A 25339-nucleotide genomic window follows, 5' to 3' on the forward strand; every position below is an offset into this window, starting at 1 on the left:
GGGCGGGAACTCGACAGTGAGCTTTTGCCGCCTCAAATCACATTCAATTCCCGGAACGCCCTTCCTTCGGCCACTCTGGCGTACCCAAACGCCGAGCAATCCACCGTCCGATACCCGCCATGCACCAACAACTCCGCCAGCGCCTTGCCGACCGCCGGCGCCTGCTGCAGGCCGTGGCCTGAAAATCCGTTGGCGAAGATGAAATTGCCGACCTCGGGATGCGGGCCGATCACCGCATTCTGGTCGAGCGCGTTGTAGTCGTAGTGGCCGGCCCAGGCGCGTGTCGGCTTGATCGCCTCGAAGGCAGGGATACGGGTTGCCAGCACGGGCCAGATCACCTCTTCGAACAGCGGCCAGTCGACGTCGAAATCCCTGGGGTCGGCGGGGCCATCGCCCTCCTCCGGTTCGGCGCCGCCGGTGAGATAGACCGAGCCTTCAGGCCGGACATAGATGCCGGATGGGTCGACCAGCAGCGGCATGTCGACGTATTTTTCCCGCGCCTCGAAGACGAAAACGTTGCGCTTGCGCGGCTCGACGGGCAGCACGAGTCCCGCCATGCCGGCCACCTTGCCGGCATTCGGCCCGGCGGCGTTGACGACGATGCCGGCTTGCAGTCTTTCGCCATTGTCGAGGTCCACTCCGGCGGCGCGGTTGCCCTGCCTCTCAATGCCGGTGACATCGGCGGCGATGAAATCTATTTGTCTGTCACGCAATGCCTTGCGAAACAGCGTCAACATGGCATGAGCGTCGAACCAGCCCTCGCCGGTACGGCCGAAGGCGCCGGCGCTGATGCCTTCGGTCGACAGCCATGAAAAGCGCTTTGCCAGCTGGTCGGCGTCCTCGAGCAGAATGTCGGCGCCCTCGGCGACCTGCGCCTCGTGGTTGGCTTTCAGGATCGGCAACCCGGCGTCGCCGGCCAGGATGAGATAGCCGCCTTCGCGAAAACCGATATCGGCGTCGGTGCCGAAGGTCTCCTTCAGCCGCCGGAACAGGTTGAGCGTGAACTGCGACAGCCGGATATTTTCCGGAATCGAGAATTGCTGACGGATCGAGGCCATGGACAGCGTCGTTGCCGCATGGGCGAATTGCGGGTCGCGTTCGATCAGCGCGATGGAGCCGGAAAAGCCTTCCTCGCGAAGGTAGTAGGCGACCGAGGAGCCGACGATGGCTCCGCCGATGATGACGATGTCGTAGCGCACTTTGTTCTCCGATCCACCAGCCCTCACGCGGCTGGCAAGGAAATCTCGAAGCGCGTGCCGCGCCCGGAGTCAACCAGCGCGATCGTGCCATCATGCGCTTTCAGGAGGGCCAGCACGATGCCAAGGCCCATGCCGGTGCCGCCGGACTCGCGCCGCGTGGTGAAAAACGGCTCGAAAATGCGCGCCCTGTTGCTCGGCGAAATGCCGGCGCCATCATCGCTGATCGCAATCGTCACTTTGCCGTCGGCGCTGGCAGCCGCCAGCAAAACCTGGGTCGCGCCGTGCCTGGCGGAATTGTCGATCAGGTTGGCAAGCACGATCGCCGCATTCTCGGCCGAGATGCGCAGACCGGTTTCGCCGCCCGTCTCGATGGTCACAGCCAGCCTGCCGTCCACCGGCAGCAATGCCAGCGCCGCATCGAGCGATGTGCTTTCGCCGCTCGGCGCCAGATTTTCGGCGCGCGCCAGGTCGAGCAGGCGACGCACCAGCAGATTGAGCCGGCCGGCGTCATTGACGATGTTGCCGGAGAACCGCTTGCGCTCGGCGGCATCCATCGCCTCGCCGGAATCGCGCAGCAGCTCGGCCGCGCCCTGGATCGCCGTCAGCGGCGATTTGAGCTCGTGCGAGACATGGGTGGCAAAAGTCTGGATGCTGTCGGAGCGCGCTTGCAGCTTTTCGGCCATGTCGAGAAAGGCGGCGGACAGCTCCGCCATTTCGCGCGTGCCGTGATGGTCGAGCGGCCGGATCGCGTCGCGGTCGCCGGCGGCGATGCGCCTGGTGCGCTCCATCAGCGCGTAGATCGGCCGGCTGACGGTGCGCAGGAAGACCAGCGCGATCAGCAGCGTGCCGAACAGCATGGCAATGGCCGCCAGCGTCACCTTGCCGCGTTCGCCATAGAGATGTTTGACGATGTTGTTCGGCGTCCGGGAGAGATAGATCACGCCGGCGACGTGGCCAGCGACCGCAATCGGCATGGCGACGAAGACACGAACTTTCGTGCCGCGGCTGACCGAATAGAGCGGCGGCGGCGGCTGATCGGGGATTCGTTGCCTCAATGCGCTGGCATAGCGGCCGGCAAGGGCCTCGCGCACCTCCTCGACATTGGCCAGGGATAGTCCGACCTCGTCGCGCCCGGCAATGACGACGCCCTTGGGATCGAGCAGCCGGAAGCCGGCCAGCGTGGTTTTTTGCGTCGTGTCGAGAATGCCGGACAGTCGCGCGCCGATGGCCGTGAAGGCTGGATCGGTGGCGGCGGCAATGCCGGCGGGCCGGGTCGGCAGCAAATAGTCGGAGGCGAGATCGAGGGTAGGCTCGATCGGCTGGTAAGGCGTGTCGTCGCCGCGGCTGGCTTCGCCGCTGTCAGCCTGCATCGGCACCCCAAGCTTCTCCGGGGCAATGGCGGCGTCACTGATATTCTGCGCATAGATGGCGGCGATGACGGCGCCTTGCGCGATCAGCTCGCCCTCGGTCTGGCGGATCAGCTGGTTTTCATAAAGCCGGAAGAAGAACAGGCCGACCAGCGGCAGCGCCAGCACCATGATGAGGATGGCGAGAACCACCGTGGCCAGCCTTGGCCGCCATTTGGTGCCGATCCATTTGGCGTCGCTCAGGCGCCGCATCGGCCGAGCCGGAAACCAACGCCATGCACGGTTTCGATGGCGTCGAGACAGCCCGCCGCCGCCAGCTTGGCGCGGATGTTGCGGATGTGGCTATCGACGGTACGGTCGGCGACATGGATGTTGGCGGCATAGGCGCTGGCGACCACCAGGTCGCGGCCCAGCACATGCGCCGGCCGCGCCAGAAATCCTTTCAGGATCGAGAATTCGATCGCCGTCAGCGCCAGCGCCTTGCCGTCGAAACTGGCGCCGTGGCTGGCCGGCGCCAGGCTGAGCTTGCCATGCGCGAAGTTCTTGTCGTCGGCGGGGTCGGGCGCCACCGGGCGGGCGCGGCGCAGGATGACGTTGACGCGCGCCACCAGTTCGCGCGGGCTGAACGGTTTCGTCACATAGTCGTCGCCGCCCATTTCGAGCCCGAGGATGCGGTCGATTTCCTCGTCGCGCGCGGACAGGAACAGAACCGGCACGTCGGAGCGCTGCCTCAGCCGCCGGCAGACTTCCAGCCCGTCCATCTCCGGCATGCCGATGTCGAGCACGACGAGATCGGGCACGCGGCGCTCGATCGCCTGCAGGGCCGCGGCGCCGTCGGACACGGCCTGCGTCTTCATCCCGGCCTTTTCCAGCGCAAAGCAGATGATCTCGCGTATGTGCGGATCGTCGTCGGCGACCAGGATCTGATGCGGCATGGATCTAACGGTCCGGCACTAAAGGTTGCGAGGGCTGGGTAGGTGGAGGAAGCACGAGCGGACCTCTCTTGTCGAGAACCTGCACGAGCCTCCAGCCGCGAAAGCTCCAGGCGCGCCACTGCTTCTGCTCGGCGATAGTGTCGTCGATCATCATTTGGTCGGCCAGATAGGTGGTTTGGTTTCCGAATTGGTGCATGTAGAGGCGGTCCAGCGCCGGCATGGCGGCAGCGCCGAGCGAGCGCAGATATTCGGTATCGATAGGCGTGCCGTCGCCGGTCATTTCAAGGGAATGGTCGACATTGAAATTGGCGATCGTTGCGGCGAAGTTGATGAAGCAGCAGGCATAAAGCGTCGCCGATAGCGTCGCAAGATTGGCGGAGAGCAGCCATTCGTTGGATTTTCCAACCGCGATGCGGGCAATGATCAGTGCAAGCCCTGACGCCACCAACCCCATCCAGACGAAGGCGGCGATGCGCCAGTAGGTCAGTGCATAGACGCCGATATAGAGATCGAGCCTGAGAATCGACGAGATGACCAGCACGATGTTCTGCGCCACCCAGGCATAGACCAGCCGGCGGATCAGCGGATCGCCTGAGGTTTCGCTGCCCGGCCGCAGCGCCGCCAGCACGAAGCCGGCGGCCAGCAGCGCGGTGGCGATCAGTGGATAGGCGCCGCGATGCGCATAGGCGGCATAGCTCAACCCGTCCGGCAGGGCGACCCCACCCCAGAGATAGGCTGCGTCGAGCCCGGTCTGCAGCGCAAACAAGGTGTTGAAGACGATCAGCGCGCGCAGGATCGCGGCCTTGCCGAAGACGACGGCCTCGATCGTTGTCGCTGGTTTAGTCGCGGCCGGTGCGGCCACGGCTGCAGGCGGCGTCAAAGGTGGAAGGCGGCGCGGGAAACGCGGCAGGCGAGGCCGCAGGAAAGCCCAGACGCCGGCGATCACGAACAGCCAGAAGACGATCCGCGCCAGTTGGATGAGATCGAGCAGCTTCATCAGGTCGATCAGCGACAGCCAGTATTCGATGACCGGATTGGCGGCGCCGAACAAGAACAGGAACACCGCGCCCAGCGTCACCGGCATGACCCAGACGATGATGGACGCCAGGCGGATGCGGCGGCCGCCAAGCCGGCGCACCGTGCGGCGCCATTGGAAAAAGTCACGGATAAGGCGCAGCGGCGCCGCCAGCAGGAACAGCGCCACCTGGCCGGCAATGCGGGCGATGCCGTGCCGTAGCCGCCCGGACAGGGACAGCGCAAACACCACCAGCGCCACGACAGCTATCGCCACCGACAGCGGGCTGACGTTCTCGGCCAGCGGCAGCAGCGCGACGAACAAAGCGGCCGGCTTGAGCCAGGGTCGGGTGGATTTCAGCGCGGCAGGATGCACAGCGACCACCGCGCCGGCGATCAGGATGGCAAACAGCAGCACCGTGATCCCGGCGGGCTGGCCGTAAAAGAAAAAATCCGCCAGCGCCACGAGCAGGACGGCGATGCCGAAGCGGCTGGAAAAGCTTGCAAACGATGTCATGCGCGGATTTTCCTGATGGGCTGGGTCCGCTCGGCCGGTGGGCGGATAAAAGGGAGCAGGCTCGCTTCCAGGTAAGGGCGGGCCGCCGCCCGGGGCGGATCGACCAACCACCAGCTTTCGCTGCGCAGGCGATAGGGCAAGGACCAAAGGTGAGCGTTTCGCTGTTGCATGCCGCTGTTGTCGCGGGCTCGCATGGAAACGGCGGGGCGGAGCGGAGGAGGTTTTCCGCAGGGATGTGCAGTTTTCGTGCAGGACCTGTGCTTACGGCCGGGGCGCTCCCCCCCCATCTTTCCGGACGTTGGCGCTGTCCCAGCCAGGCTCCTTTCCTCTCCCTCCGGAGGGGGGAGAGGTGGCTCGGCGAAGCCGAGACGGAGTGGGGGAACCACCTGGCAGTCGCCGCGAACGGACATCGGAAGGGCACTGAGCGCATGGGTCGACCCCCACTCCGTCGAGCTTCGCTCGACACCTCTCCCCCGATCGACGGGGGAGAGGAAAGGCCCCCCTTCCGCAACTGCTGCGGGACGGGCGGGGCAGCGCAAGCTTTCGCAGTTGGCTCGTCATCAGGTACCGGTCGGACGCTTGCCTCACCCGCCCCCACGCGGCATAGATCGGCCATGACAAGCGAACCTTACCGCCCGCGCCGCTCGGTGCTTTACGTCCCCGCCTCCAACGACAAGGCGCTGGCCAGGATCGCGACGCTGGCCTGCGATGCCGTGATCATCGACCTCGAAGACGCCGTCGCGCCCTCAGACAAGATCGCCGCGCGGGACAAACTGGCCGGCATTTTCGCCAGCCGACCGAAACGCCGCTGCGAGATGATCGTGCGCGTCAACGCGCTGTCCAGCGAATGGGGCAACGATGACCTGCTGACCGCGGCGAAATTCGAGCCCGACGGCATCCTGTTGTCCAAGGTCGCCACGCCGCGCGATATCCTCGAAGTCGGCGACGTGCTCGACGACAATTTTGCCCCCGACAGCGTCAAGCTCTGGGCGATGATCGAGACGCCCAAGGCCATGCTCAATATCGGCGCCATTGCCGAACTCGGCCGCGATCGCGCTTCGCGGCTAAATTGTTTCGTTGCCGGAACGAACGATCTGGTCAAGGAAACCGGCATTCTGGCGACGCCTGATCGGCGCTACCTCGTGCCTTGGCTGATGCAGATGGTGCTGGCGGCGCGGGCCGGCGGCATCGACATACTCGACGGCGTCTCCAACGATTTTCGCGACCTCGACGCGTTTGCGCGCGAATGCACGGAAGCCGCCGCCATGGGGTTCGACGGCAAGACGCTGATCCACCCCGCCCAGATCGAAACCGCCAACCGCGCCTTTGCGCCCGCGCCCGAAGCCTTGGCCGAGGCGCACGCGGTGAAAGAGGCTTTCGCCTTGCCCGAAAATGCCGGCAAGGGCGTGATTGCGCTGGATGGCAGGATGGTCGAACGGCTGCACCTGGTGCAAGCCGAAAAACTGCTGGCGAAGGCCGCCGCCATCGGCGCATGATCCGCCCCGAAAAGACGAACTCACGACAGGATCTGACCCATGAGACTTTACCGCTTTCTGTCCGCCCCCGACGATTCAACCTTCTGCCACAAGGTCACCGCGGCGCTGAACAAGGGCTGGCACCTGTACGGCTCACCGACCTACGCCTATGACAAGAAGACCAAATCGATGCGCTGCGGCCAGGCGGTGGTGAAGGATATCGACGGCCAGGAATACGGGCCGGATACGAAGCTGAGTGATTGGTAGGCGAGCTTTGCCAGCCTGTCTAAGACAGCGCTAGGCTGCCTCGGCAATATCAAGACGCACTGTAAGTCCGGCCTGTGTGGCCAGATTGATCAAGGTGTCCAGACTAAAATTCGCGATCCTGCCCCGCAGAAGATCGCTAAGGCGTGGCTGGGTAATCCCGAGCCGGTTGGCTGCTTCGGCTTGGGTAACGTCCCAACTCCGCACCCGCTGTTCGATCGCGATCAGCAAATTGGAGCGCATAGTCATGTTGGCGGACTGAGCCGGGGTGTCTTCCAGCGCATCCCAGACATTTTCAAAGCTTTGACGTTCCATGAGCATGTCTCACTGAATTTGCCTGAACCGCGATGCGGCAAGAGCCAAGTCTCGTTTCGCCGTCTGTTGCGTCTTCTTCTGGAAGGCGTGCAAGACAAAGACGGCGTCACCTATGCTGGCGACGTAAAGCACCCGGAACGCGCCAGCATCGTCTCGGACACGGATTTCCCGTACGCCTAGGCCTATCGTCGTCATCGGCTTCCAATCGCTTGGCTCAAATCCGAGTTGAACCTTGTGCAGTTGAACGCCCGTTTCCTTGCGCACCGCCTCTGGAAAAGCCCGGAGCTTGGCAAGAGAATCTCCAAGAAACTCCAGTCGCTTGGTCGGCATACAGACTTTATATCAAAACTTGTATAATTTCACAAGCAGGCTCGCCACCTGAATATCGCACAGCCTTACTCCGCCGCCTCTTCAAGCTTTTCCATATCGTCGTCCGACAGGCCGAAATGGTGGCCGATCTCGTGGATCAGCACGTGGGTGACGATGTCGCCCAGCGTCTCTTCGTTTTCGGCCCAATAGTCGAGGATGGCGCGGCGGTAGAGGGTGATGCGGTTCGGGCCTTCGCCGGTCTGCGGGTTCCAGCGCTCGGCGATGCCGCGGCCCTCGAACAGGCCAAGCAGATCAAACGGTGTCTCCAGCGACAGATCGTCCATGATCTCGTCGGTCGGGAATTCGGCGATCATGATGACGATCTCGCCGGTCAGCTTGCGAAAATCGTCGGGCAGATGTGCGTACGCCTCCAGCGCCAGAAACTCGATCTCCTCGATCGAAGGCGAGAGTTCATCGTGCCAGGTGCGGGTCTTGTAGATGCGGGCCATGCTTTGTCCTTTGATCCGGCATATAGGCTTTCCCTCCGGACTCGGCAAATGGACCGGGTACCTGGCCAATGACTGTTTCTTTGCGCCGAATGGCTGCGACCAAAGTCCAAGGTTGGCCTCGTCACCTTTGATCAAGGAATAAATTCCTTCTGACTCCGCTTGACTCTTCCGGCACCCTCTGGAATCTATAGGAACATAACAGGAACAGTTGTGAGAGAAATTGACCGTCATGGCGACATCAGCCGTGGCGCGGGAGACTGTTTTTGCCCTGCGCCGCCAGATCGCGAAGATCGAGGGAACGCTGCCCGAGCGCCTGGCCGCGCCGGCTGGCGAGGGGCTGCGCGCGGGTCCTGGCGGCGGTCTCGACGCCGCGCCTGAACCCGATGCCGATGTCACCATCATCCGGCGCGGGCTTGCCGTGGCTTCGCCGGATGCTTTCCTGGCCACCGGCGTCGAGCGCCTCGATGCGGCCCTCAGCGGCGGCCTTCCGAAAGCCGCCTTGAGCGAAATCCATGGCCTTGAGACCCGCAATGCCGGGGCCGTCGCCGGCTTTGTGCTGTCGCTTGTCAGCCTGATCCTCAAGGGCCAGCCCTTGCCCGTGCTGTGGATCGGCACATCGGAGATTTTTCGGGAGGCCGGCTTTCCCTATGCCAGGGGATTGCAGGGCATTTTCGGTATCGCACCGGAGCAATTGCTGTTTTCCGAGGCGCCGAAACTCACCGATGCGCTGTGGGTAGCCGAGGAGGCCGCGAAGATGACGGCGCTCGCCGCAATCATCCTCGAAATCCGTGGCAGCCCGCAGCGGCTCGACCTCACCGCGACGCGCCGGCTGCACGCGCGCGCCCAAAACGCCGGCCGGCCGGTGTTCCTGCTGCGCCAGGCCGGCGAAGCCGAGCCGACCGCCGCCCCGGTGCGCCTCATCGTGTCGGCTGCACCAGCGGCGAGCCGCCGGACGATCGCCGGGTCGCTCGCCGGCTCGATCGGCCGGCCTGCCTTCACCGTCAGCATCGGCAAGAGCCGCACCGCTCTGCCTGGACAATTCACACTGGAGTGGAATCCCGATGAACACGCATTCGAAGAAAGAAAGCCCCGCGAAAAACGGGCAGAGAATTCTGTCGCTGTGGTTCCCGCATCTGGCGGCAGAACGGATCCTGCGCCAGCGCCTGGGACGGTCGTGGCGTTCCCGGCCTTCGGATCATCTGCCGCCATCTCACCCACCGCTCGTGATCAGCCATCGCGACCGCAACGCCCAGCGCATATCGGCCCTCGACGAGCGGGCTGAGGCGCTGCATCTGAAGCCTGGCATGGGCATTGCCGATGCGCGCGCCATGCATCCCTCGATCGACATCGTCGAGGCCGATCCGGACGCCGATCGCCGGCTGCTCGAAGGCCTCGCCGACTGGTGCGATCGCTATACGCCGCTGGTGGCGCTCGACGGTACTGATGGCCTTTATCTCGACGTCACCGGCTGCACGCATCTGTTCGGCGGCGAGCGCGCCATGCTGGACGACATCCTTGCGCGGTTTTTCCAGCAGGGTTTCGATGTCCGCGCCGGGTTGGCCGCGACGCCGGGTGCAGCCTGGGCGGCGGCGCGCTTCTGCGGCAACCGCATCGTTGTCTCCGGCGAGGAGGAAGCGCTGCTCGCCCCCTTGCCGCTGGCGGCACTGCGCATCGAAGCCGATATCCGCGCCAGCTTGGAAAGCGTCGGCCTGCGGACCGCCGGCGCGATCATGGCAGCGCCGCGCGCGCCGCTCGCCCGTCGCTTCGGCGCGACCTTGCTGTTGCGGCTCGACCAGGCGCTCGGCCGTCTCGACGAGGCGGTATCGCCGCGCCTGCCCGTGGCCCCGCTTTCGGTCGAACGCCACCTGGCCGAGCCGGTCGTGCTGACCGCCGAGATCGAACGGCTGGTGCTCTTGCTGGCGGTGACGCTGAAGGCCGATCTCGAACGCCGCGGCGAGGGCGCAAGGATGCTGGCGCTGCTTTTGTTTCGCGTCGACGGCGCCGTCAGCCGCATCGCTGTCGGTACCTCGCGACCGTTGCGCGAACCCAAGCTTATCCAGCGCCTGTTCCATGAGCGGCTGGCCGCGCTCGAACAGGACATCGATGCCGGCTACGGCTTCGACCTGGTGCGGCTTTCGGTGCTGGCGGCCGCCGGCTTCGACATGCAGCAGGCCGATTTGACCGGCGAGACCGAGGATGACGGCGCCGACATGGCACTCTTTGCCGACCGCATCCGCGCCAGGCTCGGCGACAGTGCGGTGCTGAAACCGGTCGCCCTCGAGAGCCATCTGCCGGAGCGCGCCATCGCCACCATCCCGTTCTCGGAAGCGCCACAACGCAAAACACCGCTCAGGAAGCCGGGCTCGAAAGACGCGCCGCGCGCAACCATCTTCCCGCCGGAACGGCCGATCCGGCTGTTCCGTTCGCCCGAGCCGATCGAGGTGCCGGCCACCGAAATGCCTGAGGGTCCGCCGATGAATTTCCGCTGGCGCCGCGCGCTCTACCGGGTCGCGCGCGCCGAGGGGCCGGAACGCATCGCGCCGGAATGGTGGCGTGAAACGTCAAGCGATCCGCTCACATCGACGCGTGACTATTTCCGGATCGAGGATGCCGACGGCCGCCGCTACTGGCTCTACCGGCAAGGCCTCTATGGCAACCCGCAGGTGCCGCCGCGCTGGTTCATGCATGGGGTCTTCGCATGAACGCGCTGACCGTCATCCCCTATGCGGAATTCGGCATCCAGTCGAACTTCTCCTTCCTGCGCGGCGCCTCCAAGCCGGAGGAGCTGGTGGTGGCGGCCAAATTCCTCGGCTTTTCCTCGATCGGACTGGCAGACCGCAACACGGTGGCCGGCGTCGTGCGCGCCTGGCAGCAGGCCAAGGTCGAGAAGCTCGCCTATCACCCCGGTTGCCGCCTGGTGTTCGGCGACGGCACGCCGGACATTCTCGCCTATCCGCAGAACCGCAAGGGCTGGGGCCATCTCTGCCGCATGCTGACGCAAGCCAATTTGCGCGATGAAAACGAGAAGGGCGCGACCCTTCTCCAGCGCAGCGACCTGCTCGAATGGGGCGACCTGCTGTCGCTGGCGGTGCTGCCGGACCTCTCGGCGAATGCCGACGATCCCCTGGCATTGGTCCGTCAACTGAAAGACCGTTTCGGCGCTAATTTGCGGCTAGGCATGGCGCCGGATTATCGCGGCAATGACCGTTTCCGCATCGAGCAGGCGGCGGGCATGGCGGACATCGCCGGCGTGCCGCTGATGGCGACCAACGACGTGCTTTATCACAGCGCCGAGCGCCGCTCGCTGCAAGATGTGCTCACCGCCATCCGCCTCAATTTGCCGGTCGCCGAGGTCGGGCTGGAGCTGACGGCCAACGCCGAGCGCCATCTGAAGCCGCCGCTGGAAATGGCCCGTCTCTTCCGCCGCCATCCACCGGCGCTGGCCGAGACGCTGCGCTTTGCCGGCGAACTGACCTTCTCGCTCAGCGACCTCCAGTACAATTATCCCGACGAGCCGACGCAATCAGGGCTTGGGCCGCAGGCCGAGCTAGAGCGTCTGGCCAGGGAGGGGGCCGCCACGCGCTATCCGGCGGGCGTCCCCGCTTCCGTCTTGCAGCGCATCAGTGAGGAGCTCGCTCTGATCGAGCGTCTGAATTATGCGCGCTATTTCCTGACCGTTTACGACATCGTCCAGTTCGCCCGCAATGAGGGCATTCTGTGCCAGGGCAGAGGCTCGGCCGCCAACTCGATCGTCTGCTACTGCATCGGCATCACCGAGGTCGGCCCCGAGCGCATCGACACGTTGTTCGAGCGCTTCATTTCCGAGGAGCGCAACGAGCCGCCCGACATCGACGTCGATTTCGAGCATGAGCGGCGTGAGGAGGTGATCCAGTACATCTACTCCAAATACAGCGCCAAGCGCACCGCGCTGGCTGCCGCCGTCATCAGCTATCGCGGCCGCTCGGCGCTGCGCGAGGTGGCCAAGGCCATGGGCCTATCGGACGATGTCCGCATTGCGCTCTCCAGTTCGATCTGGGGCTGGTCGACCTCGGAGCTCGGCGAGAAGGAGGCGCATGCCGGCGGCCTCGACCGCAACGAGACCTCGACCCGTCACGTGATCGCCCACGCCAACGAGATCATGGGCTTTCCCCGGCATCTGTCGCAGCATGTCGGCGGCTTCGTCATTACCCGCGACCGGCTCGACGAGATCGTCCCCATCGTCAAGACGGCGATGGAGGCGCGCAAGATGGTCGAGTGGGATAAGGACGATCTCGACGCGGTGAAGATCCTGAAGGTGGATATTCTGGCGCTTGGCATGCTGACCTGCCTGAAGCGCGCCTTCACCTTGCTCACCGACCATTATCCGAAGGCCCGGGATGATTACGGCCGACCCTATGTGCTGGCCACCCTGCCGCCGGAAGAGAACGACGTGTACGACATGATCTGCCGCGCCGACACGCTCGGCGTCTTCCAGATCGAATCGCGCGCGCAGATGTCGATGCTGCCGCGTCTACGCCCGCGCGAATTCTACGACCTGGTCATCGAGGTGGCGATCGTGCGGCCCGGCCCGATCCAGGGCGACATGGTGCACCCCTATCTGCGCCGTCGGCAGGGCAAGGAAGCGGCTGAATATCAAAAGCCAGAGCTGGAGGCTATTCTCAAGAAGACACTCGGCGTGCCGCTGTTTCAGGAACAGGCGATGAATATTGCAATCGTCGCCGGTGGTTTCAAACCCGGCGAAGCCGACGAACTACGCCGCGCCATGGCCACCTTCAAGCGCACCGGCACCATCGGCAATTACCGCCAGCGCATGATCGACGGCATGGTCGGCAAGGGATACACCAAAGACTTCGCCGAGCGCTGCTTCAAGCAGATCGAAGGCTTCGGCGAATACGGCTTTCCCGAAAGCCACGCCGCCTCCTTCGCTTTGCTCGTCTATGCCTCCTGCTGGTTCAAGACCTTTTATCCCGACGTGTTCTGCGCCGCGATCCTGAATTCGCAGCCGATGGGGTTTTACCAGCCGGCCCAGCTGGTGCGCGACGCGCGCGACCATGGCGTCGATATCCGCGACGTCGACGTCAATTTTTCCGACTGGGACTGCACCCTGGAGAAAGCCCAATTCGATCCGGGCCGCATCCTGGGGCGCCATGCCGAAATGCGCGGTGTCATCAAGACCCGGTACGCCGTCCGGCTTGGCTTCCGTCAGATCAAGGGCTTGGCCGAGAAGCGTATGGAAGCTTTCACCGCGCGGCGCGGCGCCGGCTATACAAGCGTCAGGGATGTCTGGCTGCGCTCGGGCCTCGATGTCGGCGAAATCGAAAGACTGGCGCAGGCTGACGCCTTCCGCTCGCTCGGCCTCGATCGTCGTGAAGCCTTGTGGGCGGTGCGCGCGCTGGATGGCAAGAGCGCCGCCGAACGGCTGCCGCTGTTCGACCAGCCGGCGATCCGGCTGCGCGAACTCGAGCCCGAGACAAAACTGCCGACAATGCCGCTCGGCGAGCACGTCATCCACGACTACCGCGCGCTCGGCCTGTCGCTGAAGGCGCATCCGGTCGCCTTCCTGCGCGAGCGGCTCGACCGCGCCGGCGTCATTCCCAATGCCAATCTCGGCTCGGTGCGCGACGGCAGGCGGGTCTCGGTCGCCGGCCTGGTGCTGGTGCGGCAGCGGCCCGGCAAGGGCAATGCGATCTTCCTGACGCTGGAAGACGACAAGGCCGTCGCCAACGTCATTTTCTGGGAGCGGACCTTTACCCGTTTCCGGCCCATCGTCATGGGCGCGCGCTTCGTCAAGGTCACCGGCAAGCTGCAGTCGGAATCCGACGTCATCCACATCGTCGCCGAGAAGATCGAGGATTTGACGCCGTGGCTGACGGTGCTGCTGGAAGAGATGACGCCGGCTGCCCGGCCCGACATTGCCACCCTCTCGGACAAAGCTGAAAGGGTCATGCCCAAGGGGCGGAATTTTCAGTAGGCAAGTGCAGGGCGGTCGGGAGCCCATGACATTAATGCCGGCAAGGGCAGAGGGGGGCGCGAAGGATCGCCAACAGAATGGCTTCTTAGGCTGAGGTCCGTTTGAACCACCCCTGGCCCTTCAGCCCGGCCCACCCAATCGCGGCGGCGACAGCACGTCTTCCGCCGAAATAGTCCGCGCCTCCGAGGGCAGCATGATCGGGATGCCGTCGCGCACGGGATAAGCGAGCTTGGCAAGCCGCGAGATCAACTCGCCGCGCACCGGGTCCCAGGCCAGCGGCCCCTTGGTCAGCGGGCAGGCCAGCAGCTCCAGCAATTTTGGATCGACATTGACCGACTTGCCGTCACGCCCATCCGCAGCCATTGGATCCCCCTTCAGCCATCGGCTCAGCCCTTATTGCAGGCTGGAACCAAAGTCCTCATTCTCGCGCGCCAGCGCCATTTCGGTGATGGCGATCAGCGTCTCCGCGCGGGCTTTCAGGTCGGGCGCCTCCAGCAGCGCCTGTTTCTCGGCCGGTCCGTAGGGCGCCATCATCGACAGCGCATTGACCAGCATGGTGTTCTCGGCGCGGCTGACGCTTTCCCAATCGGCTTCGAGATCGTTGGCCTGCAGATAGGCGCGAAACGCTTTCAACAGCGCCGGCCGGTCGATCTCGCTTGCCGCCTGGTCTTCGGCGAGATCGGTGAGGAACGGCGCCAGCTTGCATTGCCGGAACGGCGTCTTCACCGGCAATTCGCTGGTGATGCGGAAACGGCAGACGCCCTGCAGCGAAATCAGATAGCGGCCGTCGCCGCTCTCGGCCATCGAGATGATGCGCCCGGCGCAGCCGACATTGCACAGTTCCGGCTCGCCGTCGGCGCGCAACGCGCCATTGAGGCTGGGCTGGACGATGCCGATCAGCCGCGCGCCGGCGATCGCCTCATCCACCATCTGCAGATAGCGCGGCTCGAAAATGTTGAGCGGCATGCGCCCGCCCGGCAGCAGCAGCGCGCCGGCAAGCGGAAACACCGGAATGGTTGCCGGCAGATCCTTGCCGACCCGGTAAAATGCGTTTCCGACCTGCACCTTCACTCCTCCGACCCGCTTCGGGTGCGATGTTATCGGCCTAATCTGGCGCGGCGGCCGCCGACCGCAAGGCCCGACAGCCACGGCCCCGGCAATTTGGCCGGCAAACGGCTCAGGAAAACAGCAGCGACGACAATTTGCGCCGTGCCGCCAGCGTCGCCTCGTCGGTCATGCCCCAGGCCTCGAACAGTTTCAGCAGCTGCGCCCTGGCGCCGTCCTCGTTCCACGTCCGGTCGGCTTTTATAATCGCCAGAAGATTGTCGGCCGCCGCATGGCGCTCGCCCCTGGCGTTCTGGATCATGGCGAGGTCGAAACGCGCCTGGTGGTCGCCGGGATTGGCGGCGAGTCGCTGCTCGAATTCAGCTGGATTGCCAAGTGCTGCCGCTTCCGCAGCCAGCGTCATCTTGGCACGCAGCGCGGCAAGTGCCGGCGCATTTTTCTTGGCCTCCGGCGCCGTTGCCAGCAGCGCCTCGGCGCCGTCGCTGTCGCCGGCCTCGAACAGAAGCTCGCCCAGCCCGGCAATCGCCTCGATCGTCTCCGGCGCTTGCGCCAGGATGGCGTCGTAAATGTCGGCTGCGGTCTGCGCATCGCCCGCCGCATGCGCTTCCGCCGCCGCGGCCAGTGCTTCGGCCACCGGCGGCGCACCATTGCCCTTGCCGCCGACCTTGGTGATGAACTCGGCGATCTGGCTCTCGGGGATGGCGCCCATGAAGCCGTCGACAGGCTGGCCGTCCTTGAAGGCGATGACCGCCGGGATCGATTGGATGCCGAGCTGGCCGGCGATCGAGGGATGATCGTCAATGTTCATTTTGACCAGCTTGACCTTGCCGCCGGCGGCCTTGACCGCCTTTTCCAGAAGCGGCGTGAGCTGCTTGCAGGGCCCGCACCACGGCGCCCAGAAATCGACCAGTACCGGCTGTTTGCGCGATTCCTGGATGACGTCGGCGGCGAAAGTGGCGGTCGTGGTGTCCTTGATCAGCTCGCCAGCGGCAGGTGCTGCGCCGGGTGTCGGGCCAAGTGCCGACTTGGCCGGCTCGGCGCCGCCATATTGCACGGACGTGGTGTACTGGCCAGAATTGCCGCCGAATTGGCCGCCAAACGGATTGTTGTTGTCGCTCATGTCGTCGCCCTTCCGATCGCGCCCAGCGGAGCAGCGCGACGTCCTTAACTAGAGGTCAGTTTTCGCCATCCATGTGGCGATCAAGCCGAGACTTTCAAGATAGCAGCATCATGTCCGGTTGCCTCGACGAATCTGATGAGGTCGGCGGACGCGATCGACGTCGTCGCCTCATTGGTCAGCGGATGCGCGTTGACTGTCGCATGTGCTATCAAATCCTGGTCGAGCACCACTTTGACCCGTCTTTCGGTGTCGTTGATCAGCCCGAACACGGTGACCGCGCCCGGAATGACACCGAGCAGCTCCATCAGCATCTCCGGCTTGCCGAACGACACCCGGCCGGCGGCGCCGATCATCGTGTGGATCTGCTTCAGGTCGACGACCGCCTCCTCGCCGACGCTGACCAGGAAGAAATTGTCCTTCTTGTCCTTGAGAAACAGATTTTTCGTGTGCCCGCCCGGTATCTCGCCGCGCAGCGACTGCGAATCGGCCACCGTATAGAGCGGCGGATGACGCACGGTCGACACGTCTATGCCGAGATTGGCAAGAAAGGCGAGAAGCTCGGCTTCGGTCTTCGGCATTGGTGGTCTTCCCCTGTATCGGCGCGCGGCAAAGCCGTTTACGGCCAATGATGCCGCCGAGACAAGACCGTCATGCGGGAAGTCGATGAACCAACCGCGTGGCCGACAAGGTTCCGCCAACCGATTTGGCGCGACCAAAAAGCCCGTCATTTCCCTGTTGCAATCGCCGCGCTCTTCAGCCATATAGGCCCGGCTTGCGGCCAAAGGGCCGTGTGAGCGGGTGTAGCTCAGGGGTAGAGCACAACCTTGCCAAGGTTGGGGTCGAGCGTTCGAATCGCTTCACCCGCTCCAGTTTCCTCTAGGGGAATCAAGCGATGAAGAGGCGCCTTTCGGGGCGCCTTTTGCTTTTTCCAGACCGGCGATGTAAGCGCGTTGCGGGACACTTGTTCTCCCTCAGAACCAGGCGCGGGTAGTACGGCGTGGCGAATAATCCCTTGGTTTCCAGTTCGGCGAACGGCGGCACCGCATCTGAAGCGCTTGCTTGGCTGGCGTTGCGGAACGCCGCGTCCGAATGCGGCTCAGGCTCGCGCTTGATCGACCCGCAGCCCCTGGGCGCACTCCCGGCGGGACGCAAGTGGGCGCATGAGATTGCCAAGGTAATCTTCGATGGCCTCATGGCAGGAAGCCTGTCGGTGCCGGCGCAATTGGCTGCCGGATGGGCGAGGTTCGGCAGCGCAACCACCGCGTTGATCATCGAACTCGGCAAGATCTGGGACAATCCCGCAGCGGCTCGCCGCGTCCAGTACCAGCTTGAGCAAATGCTTCTCGAACCCGACGATCTTGCCACGCCGCGCAGGCTGGCGCGAACGCTCGGAATTCGCGTCGACGCTCGCAATCCGACCGCGACCGAACTGCCGGAAGGCATCGATCAGATCTATGCCCATCTGATGCTGGATGGCCGGATCGAGGCTGTCGTGCAGTTCGGTGCACTCGGGACGGTGACGAGCGATCATTGGATTGAATTGATCCTGGATGTAGTGCCTGCTGAGCGGCTTGCGGGAGGATCGCCTGCACCGCAAAAGGGCGCCGGCGCGACCACGTCAAACACGCCTGCAGCCGAGGTATCGTTTGCCATGGCGGGAAGCGAGCCCGATCAGGACAGCCACTTCGGCAAACTCGCGCAATTGGCCGCACAGGCGCATGACCTGGTTCGGTCGAGCGCTGAACCGTCAGAGCCTGTTACGCCGCGCCGCGCACGGGTCGCGGACAAGCACGACAAGGATCGCACGGCGTTCTGGAACAGCTATTTCGCGACCGAGGATCCCTGGAACTACAGCTCGCTCTATGAGCAGGAAAAATATGAGCGGCAGATCGAGATCCTGCCTGCCGGTCCCATCGGCCGGGCGCTTGAGCTGGCCTGTGCGGAGGGCCATTTCACGCGGCAGCTGGCGCCGCGCGTGGGCCATCTGACCGCAACCGACATCTCCGCCATAGCCATCGAGCGAGCCCGCGCCCGATGCAACAATCAGGCGAATGTCGAGTTCGGCGTACTCGATTTCGCTGCCGACACGCTGCCGGGTGAGATGGATCTGATCTTCTGTTCGGAGGTGCTCTACTATCTGGACGATCTCGCCGAGTTGCGGCGCATCGCCAAGAAATTTGCCGAGGCGTTGGCGCCTGGCGGTAGTTTCATCAGCGCACACGCATTCGTGCTGCGTGACAATGTCGAAAAGACGGGCTTCGACTGGAACACATTCGGTGCCCAGGCGATCTCCGAGACGCTGGCAGCGACCGAAGGCCTGGTGCTCGAGCAATCGATCCAGACCGAGCTCTACCGCATAGACCGCTTCCGCCGCCTATCGCCGGGCGATGTGGCGACGGACCCGGTGATCGATCATGTGCCGATCCGCGCGCCCATCGAAATCGGCGTCGCGCGAAATATCGTCTGGGGTGGGGCGCGAGCCTTGCGCCGCGACGTCGCACGTAACGAGCAGCGCCGGCATATCCCTGTCCTCATGTATCACGGCGTTGCCGATGAAGGTCCGGCCGCGCTCGCTCGCTTTCGGCTCACGCCCGCCGCATTCGCCAGCCAGATGGGATGGCTGCGCGCCAATGGCTTTCACGCCATTGGCTCCGAGCAGCTGGAAGCATCCATCGCCAACCGTCAGCCTTTCGTCGGCCGCCCGGTGCTCATCACTTTCGATGACGGCTTCCAGAACTTCGCCGACCATGCCTGGCCGATCTTGCGCGCCAACGACCTGAACGCGGAAGTGTTCCTGGTGACGGACCTGGTGGGCGAAAGTGCAAAGTGGGACACCGACATCGGTCCGCCGACGCCGCTTATGGGCGCCGGGACGGTGCGACGCCTCGCTGCCGAAGGCGCCTTCTTCGGCAGCCACATGGCGACGCATCGCGCCATAGATGGTCTGTCGAGCGCTGACCTGGCCGCCGAGCTCCTGCGCTCTCGTCTGTTCATCGAACGCTGGACCGGCCGGCCAACCAGGGCGTTCGCGGCCCCCTTCTCCGTCACCGACCGACGGCTTGGCCGGCTGGCTAGGGAGTGCGGCTATCGAGTAGGCTTCGGCCGCAGGCACGGGCCGGCGGACCTCCATAGCGATCTCATCGACCTTCCGCGCATCGAGATTCGCGGCGACCGCTCGCTCGATGACTTTGTCGCCACTGTCGAGGCCGTGCTCGGATAAACGGTGAACTTGTCAGTTCATTATTGGGCGACTTGCGACACGGCTGACATCAGCTCCTTCGGGTTTGGGGCGCCAAACATGTATCGCCCACCCTCCGGGACCTCCGTGAAGCTCCAGCGGACGATCCCCTGCCGGTCCAGCAGGAACTGACCAACCAGTTGTCCGTGTCCCGTGGCCATCATCTGCTCGTCGGCTTCGGTCAGTTCGTAGTGGTCCTTCTTGTCGAGGATTGCGGCGGCTGTCATCGGATCCATGGGACCGGGCAATTCGCCAGGTATGTCGACCCGCATGTCCTGTGCCGCTGCCATCGCGACCTTGTACGGCCAGTTCGTCTCGTTCTCGGTGAATTCGAGATTGGGCAGTCCAAAAGCACGATGTGAAGCGCGTTCCGGGTCCGACGCCGCAAGCAGGTTCGGCATTGGATGGTAGCGGAAATAGAGCCGCGCCCGTTCGATCGGCGTGTTGACCACCGTCAGGCTCTCCACGCCCTTTTCGCGCAGCTCCGGATCGAGACGCGCCTGAGCGGCGATGTGGCGCCGGCAAAACGCACAATGCAGACCTCGAAACAGGCCGACCAGCACCGGTTTTTGCCCGCGAAAGTCGTCAAGCGCAATCTTGCCTTCCTGGGTAATGGCGTCGAGTATCAGGTTCGGCGCCCGGTCGCCCGGTTGAAGCGGTATCAATCCACTAGGCGCGGACATGTCCAACCCCCTATCCCGGCTAGTCGAGAAAAGGCAGCACCACAAGCGCTTCCGGGTCGAGCCCGTGCTGGGCGCATATACCCTGCGCCAGGGAAAAGTAGCGTTCGGCCTCGGCCAGATTGTCGAGGTCGAGATTAAGCGTTGCGAGTCCATCATAGCACGGAAACAGCAGTTGGGGCTCGCCCGTTTCGCGGGCTACCTCCAGTGCTTCGTGGAACAAGCCGATCGCCAGTTCCGGATGGCCGTTGCACTGGTGGATCTGCCCAAGCACGATCAACGGCACTGGCAGGTGCTCGCGCTGGTCGAGCGCCCGGTCAATCTCGATGGCCTTCTCGGCAGCAGGCACGCCCTCCGTTGGACAGCGATCCGTGAAAGTACAACAAGCTACCGCCAGATTGGCGAGGAGGCGCGCCTGGAAACCCAAATCGCCAATACGGCGCGCCACTTCAAGACCGCGCCGACAGACCTCCATCGCCTTCGCCGGATCGATGGTCGTGTAGAGCACCCCGAGATTGGTGTAGCCGCGGCAGGCCGCGCCCAGCAGACCGGCGGCTTCGGCCAATTCAATGCTGCGCTCAACCTCACGCACGGCTTCATGGTTTCGCCCAAGGCGAGCCAGCGCAACAGCCTTGGTATTAAGTGCCTCGGCGGTCACGAGGGTGGCATCATCGGAGACATGTTCCGTTGTCAGAGAGCGTACGCAATCCAGCGCCGCGTCTGCCCATTTTGCCGCGAGAGTGTGATCTCCGCTGCGGAACGCCTGTCGGCCACGTTCTTGCCAGAGATGCGCCTGCTCGATCGGGGCATCCGCTCCATCGAGGAGCGCTGCCGCTTCAGCGTAGCGCGATTCCGCGTCGTCCCGCTTGCCCACGTCCCAAAACAGCCGACCGATCTTGCGCAAAACGCGCGCCGCCGCGACACGATCGGCTGACTCGCGATAGGCCTGCAGCACCGCCTCGTAGTGGCGGTGTGCAATCTCGCGGCGGCCTGCCGGGCCGCTCAAATCGGCAATGCGCTCTGCAATTGCCAGTTTGAGCGGTGTTTGCCCGATCGCGCCCAACGCAGTCAGTGCTCGCTCGTAGAAACGAAGGGCGTCGTCATTGGCGTATATCATGCGAGCGCGATCTCCCGCCGCCTGCAGGTAATGCGCGCCCCTCTCCCGCTCGGCGCTCTGAGCGAAATGATGACCGAGCACGGCCAGATCCTCGAACCGTTCCGGCTTGTCGCCGCACAGTTGCTCCAGGGCGGCACCTACCCGGCGGTGGATGTCGGTCCGGCGTTGCAGGAGCAGATTCTGGTAGATCACGTCCTGCAGCAATGTTTGCGTAAAGCGGTAGCTTTGCGACGAGACCGAGCCTGATCCGGCAACTTCCTCGATGATTTCCGCATCGCAAAGCAGTTCGCAGCCCGCTTCCAGTCGGCCGGGGTCGGCTGCCACGGCTTTCAGAAGCGTGGCATCGAAGCGCGGGCCGATTACCGCGGCTTCCTGGGCCAACCGGCGCACCTCTTGCGGCAGCCGGTCGACGCGAGCAAGCAACATTGCCTGGATCGTGGCGGGGATGCCGGTTGCGACTTCGCCTGCCACGGTCCGCCATTGCTGGCCCTCGCGCACCAATACACCGCGATCGATAAGGCCGCGAACGATCTCCTCCAAGAAAAGCGGGTTGCCGCCCGCGCGCTCGAGGATCTGGTCGAGAAGCCCTCCTGCGGCGTTTACCCAGCTCTCGCCGAAAAGCGCCGCCACCAGGCGGCGTCCGTCATCGCTGTCGAGCGGCGAAAGCCTGAGCGCTGTGTGGCTGACCCGACTTGAGTCGAGTTGGTCGTTGTCCGACGCCGGACGATGCGTGACCAGCAACATCAGCCGCGTGCGTTCCAGTCTGTCCATCACGAAACGCAGTGCCTCGAGCGAGACGGAGTCGGCCCAGTGCAGGTCTTCGACGACAATCAACAGCGGCGACAACGCAAGCCGCCGTTCCATGATTGTGCGGACCGCGTAGAGAATTTGCCGCCGCAGCTGCTCGGGCTCGACATGCTGCAAGGTGGCATCGGGGTCGCCGAGGCCAAGCACATGGTAGAGCAAAGGCATCAGCCGCTTCGCCTCCTCGCCCTGCAGGCCGAGATCGGCAAGCAAGGCTGCGAGCTTGCCCCGCATTTCGTCCCCATTGTCGTTTTGCATCATCCCGGCAGCGCTGCGCACCACTGCACCCAGGGCGCCAAATGATTGTTCACCCAGCGGTGAGCACGTGGCCTGCCGCACGGCGACGTTGCGAAAACGATCCTCGTCGCCGACGCGGGCGACGAACTCCTTCACCAACCGCGACTTCCCGATACCGGCTTCGCCGACGAGGCGGACAAGCTGGGCCGAGCCGCCGCACGCCAAGTCAAGGCTCGCCAGCATTCTGTTGAGCTCCGCATCACGACCTATTATGGGCGCACTGAGGCCGAGCGCCTCGAGCCCGCGCGCTGCACGCGGCGCCGCAAGCGGTGCATCCAGTCGGTGGACGAGCACACTGCCAGCCTTGCCGCGAAAGACGACATCGCCCAGCGACTCGTACGAGAAGGCATGCCGGGTCAGCCTGTGCGTGAGTTCGCCCACCAGCACCTCACCCGGTGCAGCCAGCGATTGCAGGCGTTGCGCCGTATTCACCGTGTCGCCGGTCACCGAATAGGATTTGGCGGTGCCGATGCCCAATCCGCCAGTAACGACCGGACCCGTGTTTATGCCTATGTGGAGCAGCAGCGGCGAGCCGGAGTGGCGGGTGCTTTCACCGAGCCGCGCCGTCCGGGCGATCATGTCGAGAGCGGCTCGAAGCGCACGTTCCGGATCGTCCTCATGCGCGACCGGCGCACCGAATAAGGCGAGCAGAGCGTCGCCGATGAATTTGTCGACGAAACCACCAAAGCCTTGCACGGCCGCCGTCAATTCCTTGAACAGTTCGTTCTGCAGCGCCTGCATGACCTCGGGGTCGAGCTGCTCGCTGAGTGTCGTGAAGCCGCAGAGATCGGCGAACAGCACCGTTACCGTTCGTCGATCGGCGTCGGAGACGGAATGCGGCCCCTCTTCGCTTTCGATGTTCGGCGATGGAGCTCGAGAGGGCTGCGCAATGGTGCGGCTTGGTGTCGGAGCAGGCCGTTCGGCAGCTTTTGCGGACGCACCGACGCTTGCCCCACATTTAGGACAGAACTCGAAATCAGGTGCGCAGGCGTAGCCGCAACTGGCGCATGGCACGGGCTGGCGGCGGCCACACTTCGGACAGAAGGCGTAACCGCCCTCGATCTCGAAACCGCAGCCCGAGCAGTTCATGGACACCTCACCAGAGCATGATGCCGAAGAGTGTGAAGCGGTTTTCGGACGACATCATGCTCTATCTCTTTGACCTTGGGCCATGACGCGTGATCTCGCCACGCTCGTCACGGCCGGGGTATTCACAAGGATGAACCGATAGTCGTCAACCGGCAAGCGGCAGCGCAAATGGGCATCGGTCTGGGTTCGGCGGTGGAGCACTGCCGATACGGGCGGCTGCGTGGCCGTGATTTGCGAAAATTTCCTCGTCCCGCCGTCTTCCTGCTATGATGGAGATGAGGAGGCGACCCATGAGCGAGAACCGTAAGCTGGCCGCAATCCTGGCTGCAGATGTGGTCGGATACAGCCGGCTCGCGAGCGCGGACGAAGATCGTACCTTGGCGCGGTTGCGGGCACTGCGCAGCGACCTGATCGATCCGATCATTGCAGTGCACCACGGGCGGGTTATCAAGCGTACCGGAGATGGGGCACTGGTTGAGTTTCGCAGTGTGGTCGATGCCGTGCGCTGCGCCGTTGAGATTCAAAACGGTATGGTTGAGCGCAATGCCGGCGTACCGCAGGAGCGCCGCATCGAGTTCAGGATAGGCATCCATCTGGGCGACGTGGTCGAAGAGAGCGATGGCGACCTGATGGGTGACGGCGTCAACATCGCCTCGCGTCTGGAGGGCGTTGCGGCGCCCGGCGCCATCTGCCTGTCCGAGGATGCCTATCGCCAGGTCAAGGCCAGGCTTGACCTCTCGGTCAGCGATCTCGGCAGCACACAGCTCAAGAACATCGCCGAGCCGATCCGGGTGTATTCGCTGCAGGTCGGCGCCGGGGCCAAGGTGGCCGTGACCTCGCAAACCCCGACGAGCCCTCCGGCTGCGGCAGCGCCGCCGAAACTGTCGATCGCCGTGCTGCCGTTCGCCAATATGAGCGGTGATGCCGAACAGGACTACTTCGCCGACGGCATCTCCGAAGACATCATCACGGCGCTGTCCAAACTGTCACAGCTCTTCGTCATCGCTCGCAATTCGTCGTTCATCTTCAAGGGCCAGAACGTCCATGTGCAGGATGTCGGCACGAAGCTCGGCGTGCGCTATGTCCTTGAAGGCAGCGTACGCAAGTCGGGGAACAAGGTACGCATCACCGCGCAGCTCATCGATGCAATCTCAGGCGGCCATCTTTGGGCGGAGCGGTTCGATCGCGATCTGACTGACATATTCGCCGTGCAGGATGACGTGACGCAGCACATCGTCGGTGCGCTGGCGCTCAATCTGACCGAGGATGACCGTCTGCGGCTGGCGCCCGAACACCAGCGCAACCCGGAGGCGTATGACTGTTTCCTGCGGGGCCGGGAGCTGTGGCACCGGCTGACGAAGGACACGAACGTCGCGGCCCGCGAGCTCTTGCAGCGGGCCATCGAACTGGACCCGAAATTTGCCTCTGCCCACGCTTTCCTAGCCCTCACGTACGGGCTCGATTACCTCAACAGGTGGGGTGCGTCGGACTCGATGGCGCAAGCGGAAGAGGCAGCAACGCGAGCGGTAACGCTGGATGACAGCGATCCCTGGGCGCACTGGGCGCTGGCATCGGCCAAGCTTTACACACGGCGGCACGATGAAGCCATCGGCGAGGTCGAGCGCGCGATAGCCCTCAATCCGAACTTCGCCGAAGCGCACGTCGCCCGCGGCGAGGCGCTGTATTATTCGGGTAGACCCGCGGAGGCGCTAGAGAGTTTCGCCCGGGGAAAGACCTTGAATCCATACTTTCCGGATGTGCTTCTGCACTTCCAGGCTTTGACATCGTTTCAACTGGGAAGGTACGAAGAGGCCGTCGACCTCTTGCTGCAACGGCTGGCTCGCAACGCTGTCACCGACGTCTCGCGTGCGCTTCTGGCCGCATGCTACGGCCATCTGGGCCGTTTGGAGGAGGCCCATACGGCATGGCAGGACCTGCTTCGCGTCAATCCCGCCTATTCGCTGGAACACCGTCGCAAGGTCTTGCCTTACAAGAACCCTGCCGATTTCGAACTGATGGTAGAGGGGCTCCGCAAGGCCGGCGTGGTGCAATGA

20 protein-coding genes and 1 tRNA gene are annotated in these 25339 nt (G+C 64.1%); 8 read left to right on the plus strand and 13 right to left on the minus strand.

Annotated elements, in window-relative coordinates; translation table 11 throughout:
• Positions 1–32: 32 nt before the first annotated feature.
• Genes AC3EMP_RS03480 through AC3EMP_RS03495 form a run of 4 tightly spaced genes read right to left on the minus strand, consistent with a single transcriptional unit; the run spans position 33 to position 5032 of the window.
• Positions 33–1199: an NAD(P)/FAD-dependent oxidoreductase gene (locus tag AC3EMP_RS03480; protein ID WP_031209772.1), complete on the minus strand. Its 1167-nt coding sequence runs from the start codon at positions 1197–1199 to the stop codon at positions 33–35.
• 23 nt (positions 1200–1222) lie between these two features.
• Positions 1223–2818 carry a sensor histidine kinase gene (locus AC3EMP_RS03485; protein WP_352712976.1) on the minus strand — a complete coding sequence of 532 codons (1596 nt, stop codon included), beginning with the start codon at positions 2816–2818 and terminating at the stop codon, positions 1223–1225.
• Positions 2806–3501: a response regulator gene (locus AC3EMP_RS03490; protein WP_352596791.1), complete on the minus strand. Its 696-nt coding sequence runs from the start codon at positions 3499–3501 to the stop codon at positions 2806–2808. The genes AC3EMP_RS03485 and AC3EMP_RS03490 overlap by 13 nt, the downstream gene beginning before the upstream one ends.
• 4 nt (positions 3502–3505) lie before the next feature.
• Complete coding sequence (locus tag AC3EMP_RS03495; RefSeq protein ID WP_352596789.1) at positions 3506–5032, minus strand: DUF4153 domain-containing protein; 1527 nt, start codon at positions 5030–5032, stop codon at positions 3506–3508.
• Positions 5033–5646: 614 nt separating this feature from the next.
• Between AC3EMP_RS03495 and AC3EMP_RS03500 the strand changes: the two genes are divergently transcribed.
• Entirely contained in the window at positions 5647–6528 is an 882-nt protein-coding gene (locus AC3EMP_RS03500) for an HpcH/HpaI aldolase/citrate lyase family protein (RefSeq protein ID WP_023673922.1), read from the plus strand.
• Positions 6529–6567: 39 nt separating this feature from the next.
• The gene (locus tag AC3EMP_RS03505) at positions 6568–6774 is read left to right on the plus strand and encodes a DUF1737 domain-containing protein (RefSeq protein ID WP_023673921.1); all 207 of its coding nucleotides are present in this window, start codon (positions 6568–6570) and stop codon (positions 6772–6774) included.
• 30 nt (positions 6775–6804) lie between these two features.
• Here the strand turns inward: AC3EMP_RS03505 and AC3EMP_RS03510 are convergent, their stop codons facing one another.
• From AC3EMP_RS03510 to AC3EMP_RS03520, 3 genes are all read right to left on the minus strand, one after another.
• The gene (locus tag AC3EMP_RS03510; protein WP_023673920.1) at positions 6805–7086 is read right to left on the minus strand and encodes a helix-turn-helix domain-containing protein; all 282 of its coding nucleotides are present in this window, start codon (positions 7084–7086) and stop codon (positions 6805–6807) included.
• A gap of 9 nt (positions 7087–7095) precedes the next feature.
• On the minus strand, positions 7096–7416 hold the full coding sequence (locus AC3EMP_RS03515; protein WP_023673919.1) for a type II toxin-antitoxin system RelE/ParE family toxin: 321 nt from the start codon (positions 7414–7416) through the stop codon (positions 7096–7098).
• Between the two features lie 65 nt (positions 7417–7481).
• Positions 7482–7904 (minus strand): metallopeptidase family protein, encoded by a 423-nt coding sequence (locus AC3EMP_RS03520; protein ID WP_023673918.1) that lies wholly within the window; start codon positions 7902–7904, stop codon positions 7482–7484.
• A 229-nt stretch (positions 7905–8133) separates the two neighbouring features.
• Here AC3EMP_RS03520 and AC3EMP_RS03525 point away from each other — a divergent pair, with 229 nt between their 5' ends.
• The 3 genes from AC3EMP_RS03525 to AC3EMP_RS03535 are packed head-to-tail and all read left to right on the plus strand — an operon-like array spanning position 8134 to position 13875.
• Complete coding sequence (locus AC3EMP_RS03525) at positions 8134–9186, plus strand: ImuA family protein (RefSeq protein ID WP_023747409.1); 1053 nt, start codon at positions 8134–8136, stop codon at positions 9184–9186.
• Positions 9128–10606, plus strand: coding sequence for a DUF6504 family protein (locus AC3EMP_RS03530; RefSeq protein ID WP_023736736.1), 1479 nt, complete (start codon positions 9128–9130; stop codon positions 10604–10606). The genes AC3EMP_RS03525 and AC3EMP_RS03530 overlap by 59 nt, the downstream gene beginning before the upstream one ends.
• Positions 10603–13875 carry an error-prone DNA polymerase gene (locus tag AC3EMP_RS03535; protein ID WP_023672121.1) on the plus strand — a complete coding sequence of 1091 codons (3273 nt, stop codon included), beginning with the start codon at positions 10603–10605 and terminating at the stop codon, positions 13873–13875. The genes AC3EMP_RS03530 and AC3EMP_RS03535 overlap by 4 nt, the downstream gene beginning before the upstream one ends.
• 120 nt (positions 13876–13995) lie before the next feature.
• Here the strand turns inward: AC3EMP_RS03535 and AC3EMP_RS03540 are convergent, their stop codons facing one another.
• The 4 genes from AC3EMP_RS03540 to AC3EMP_RS03555 all read right to left on the minus strand — a co-directional run bounded on the left by AC3EMP_RS03540 (position 13996) and on the right by AC3EMP_RS03555 (position 16638).
• On the minus strand, positions 13996–14238 hold the full coding sequence (locus AC3EMP_RS03540) for a Trm112 family protein (protein ID WP_023672122.1): 243 nt from the start codon (positions 14236–14238) through the stop codon (positions 13996–13998).
• Between the two features lie 30 nt (positions 14239–14268).
• A complete protein-coding gene (locus AC3EMP_RS03545) occupies positions 14269–14940 on the minus strand; it encodes an LON peptidase substrate-binding domain-containing protein (RefSeq protein ID WP_023703197.1) in 672 nt (223 codons plus the stop codon).
• Between the two features lie 112 nt (positions 14941–15052).
• Positions 15053–16060 (minus strand): thioredoxin, encoded by a 1008-nt coding sequence (gene trxA / locus AC3EMP_RS03550; protein WP_023736734.1) that lies wholly within the window; start codon positions 16058–16060, stop codon positions 15053–15055.
• A gap of 80 nt (positions 16061–16140) precedes the next feature.
• Positions 16141–16638 (minus strand): prolyl-tRNA synthetase associated domain-containing protein, encoded by a 498-nt coding sequence (locus tag AC3EMP_RS03555; protein WP_352597629.1) that lies wholly within the window; start codon positions 16636–16638, stop codon positions 16141–16143.
• A 216-nt stretch (positions 16639–16854) separates the two neighbouring features.
• Between AC3EMP_RS03555 and AC3EMP_RS03560 the strand changes: the two genes are divergently transcribed.
• Together AC3EMP_RS03560 and AC3EMP_RS03565 are read left to right on the plus strand one after the other, a co-directional pair.
• Positions 16855–16929 (plus strand) — tRNA-Gly (locus AC3EMP_RS03560).
• A gap of 323 nt (positions 16930–17252) precedes the next feature.
• Positions 17253–19280 (plus strand): SAM-dependent methyltransferase, encoded by a 2028-nt coding sequence (locus AC3EMP_RS03565; protein WP_352712980.1) that lies wholly within the window; start codon positions 17253–17255, stop codon positions 19278–19280.
• Between the two features lie 20 nt (positions 19281–19300).
• Here the strand turns inward: AC3EMP_RS03565 and AC3EMP_RS03570 are convergent, their stop codons facing one another.
• On the minus strand, positions 19301–19981 hold the full coding sequence (locus AC3EMP_RS03570; RefSeq protein WP_023672127.1) for a redoxin domain-containing protein: 681 nt from the start codon (positions 19979–19981) through the stop codon (positions 19301–19303).
• A gap of 19 nt (positions 19982–20000) precedes the next feature.
• Positions 20001–23285, minus strand: a complete 3285-nt coding sequence (locus tag AC3EMP_RS03575) for an adenylate/guanylate cyclase domain-containing protein (protein ID WP_023672128.1) — start codon at positions 23283–23285, stop codon at positions 20001–20003.
• A 290-nt stretch (positions 23286–23575) separates the two neighbouring features.
• Between AC3EMP_RS03575 and AC3EMP_RS03580 the strand changes: the two genes are divergently transcribed.
• Positions 23576–25339, plus strand: coding sequence for an adenylate/guanylate cyclase domain-containing protein (locus AC3EMP_RS03580; protein ID WP_023687631.1), 1764 nt, complete (start codon positions 23576–23578; stop codon positions 25337–25339).

This window comes from Mesorhizobium sp. P160219 (assembly GCF_057786095.1).

Excerpts from the sequence above, each read along its gene's own strand:
- AC3EMP_RS03500 (WP_023673922.1), top strand. The coding sequence starts at position 5,647 with ATGACAAGCGAACCTTACCGCCCGCGCCGCTCGGTGCTTTACGTCCCC.
- AC3EMP_RS03540 (WP_023672122.1), bottom strand. The coding sequence starts at position 14,238 with ATGGCTGCGGATGGGCGTGACGGCAAGTCGGTCAATGTCGATCCAAAA.
- AC3EMP_RS03510 (WP_023673920.1), bottom strand. The coding sequence starts at position 7,086 with ATGGAACGTCAAAGCTTTGAAAATGTCTGGGATGCGCTGGAAGACACC.
- AC3EMP_RS03490 (WP_352596791.1), bottom strand. The coding sequence starts at position 3,501 with ATGCCGCATCAGATCCTGGTCGCCGACGACGATCCGCACATACGCGAG.
- AC3EMP_RS03570 (WP_023672127.1), bottom strand. The coding sequence starts at position 19,981 with ATGTCCGCGCCTAGTGGATTGATACCGCTTCAACCGGGCGACCGGGCG.
- AC3EMP_RS03525 (WP_023747409.1), top strand. The coding sequence starts at position 8,134 with ATGGCGACATCAGCCGTGGCGCGGGAGACTGTTTTTGCCCTGCGCCGC.
- AC3EMP_RS03575 (WP_023672128.1), bottom strand. The coding sequence starts at position 23,285 with ATGAACTGCTCGGGCTGCGGTTTCGAGATCGAGGGCGGTTACGCCTTC.
- AC3EMP_RS03580 (WP_023687631.1), top strand. The coding sequence starts at position 23,576 with ATGAGCGAGAACCGTAAGCTGGCCGCAATCCTGGCTGCAGATGTGGTC.
- AC3EMP_RS03520 (WP_023673918.1), bottom strand. The coding sequence starts at position 7,904 with ATGGCCCGCATCTACAAGACCCGCACCTGGCACGATGAACTCTCGCCT.
- AC3EMP_RS03485 (WP_352712976.1), bottom strand. The coding sequence starts at position 2,818 with ATGCGGCGCCTGAGCGACGCCAAATGGATCGGCACCAAATGGCGGCCA.
- AC3EMP_RS03565 (WP_352712980.1), top strand. The coding sequence starts at position 17,253 with ATGGCAGGAAGCCTGTCGGTGCCGGCGCAATTGGCTGCCGGATGGGCG.
- trxA (WP_023736734.1), bottom strand. The coding sequence starts at position 16,060 with ATGAGCGACAACAACAATCCGTTTGGCGGCCAATTCGGCGGCAATTCT.
- AC3EMP_RS03515 (WP_023673919.1), bottom strand. The coding sequence starts at position 7,416 with ATGCCGACCAAGCGACTGGAGTTTCTTGGAGATTCTCTTGCCAAGCTC.
- AC3EMP_RS03555 (WP_352597629.1), bottom strand. The coding sequence starts at position 16,638 with ATGCCGAAGACCGAAGCCGAGCTTCTCGCCTTTCTTGCCAATCTCGGC.
- AC3EMP_RS03535 (WP_023672121.1), top strand. The coding sequence starts at position 10,603 with ATGAACGCGCTGACCGTCATCCCCTATGCGGAATTCGGCATCCAGTCG.
- AC3EMP_RS03505 (WP_023673921.1), top strand. The coding sequence starts at position 6,568 with ATGAGACTTTACCGCTTTCTGTCCGCCCCCGACGATTCAACCTTCTGC.
- AC3EMP_RS03495 (WP_352596789.1), bottom strand. The coding sequence starts at position 5,032 with ATGACATCGTTTGCAAGCTTTTCCAGCCGCTTCGGCATCGCCGTCCTG.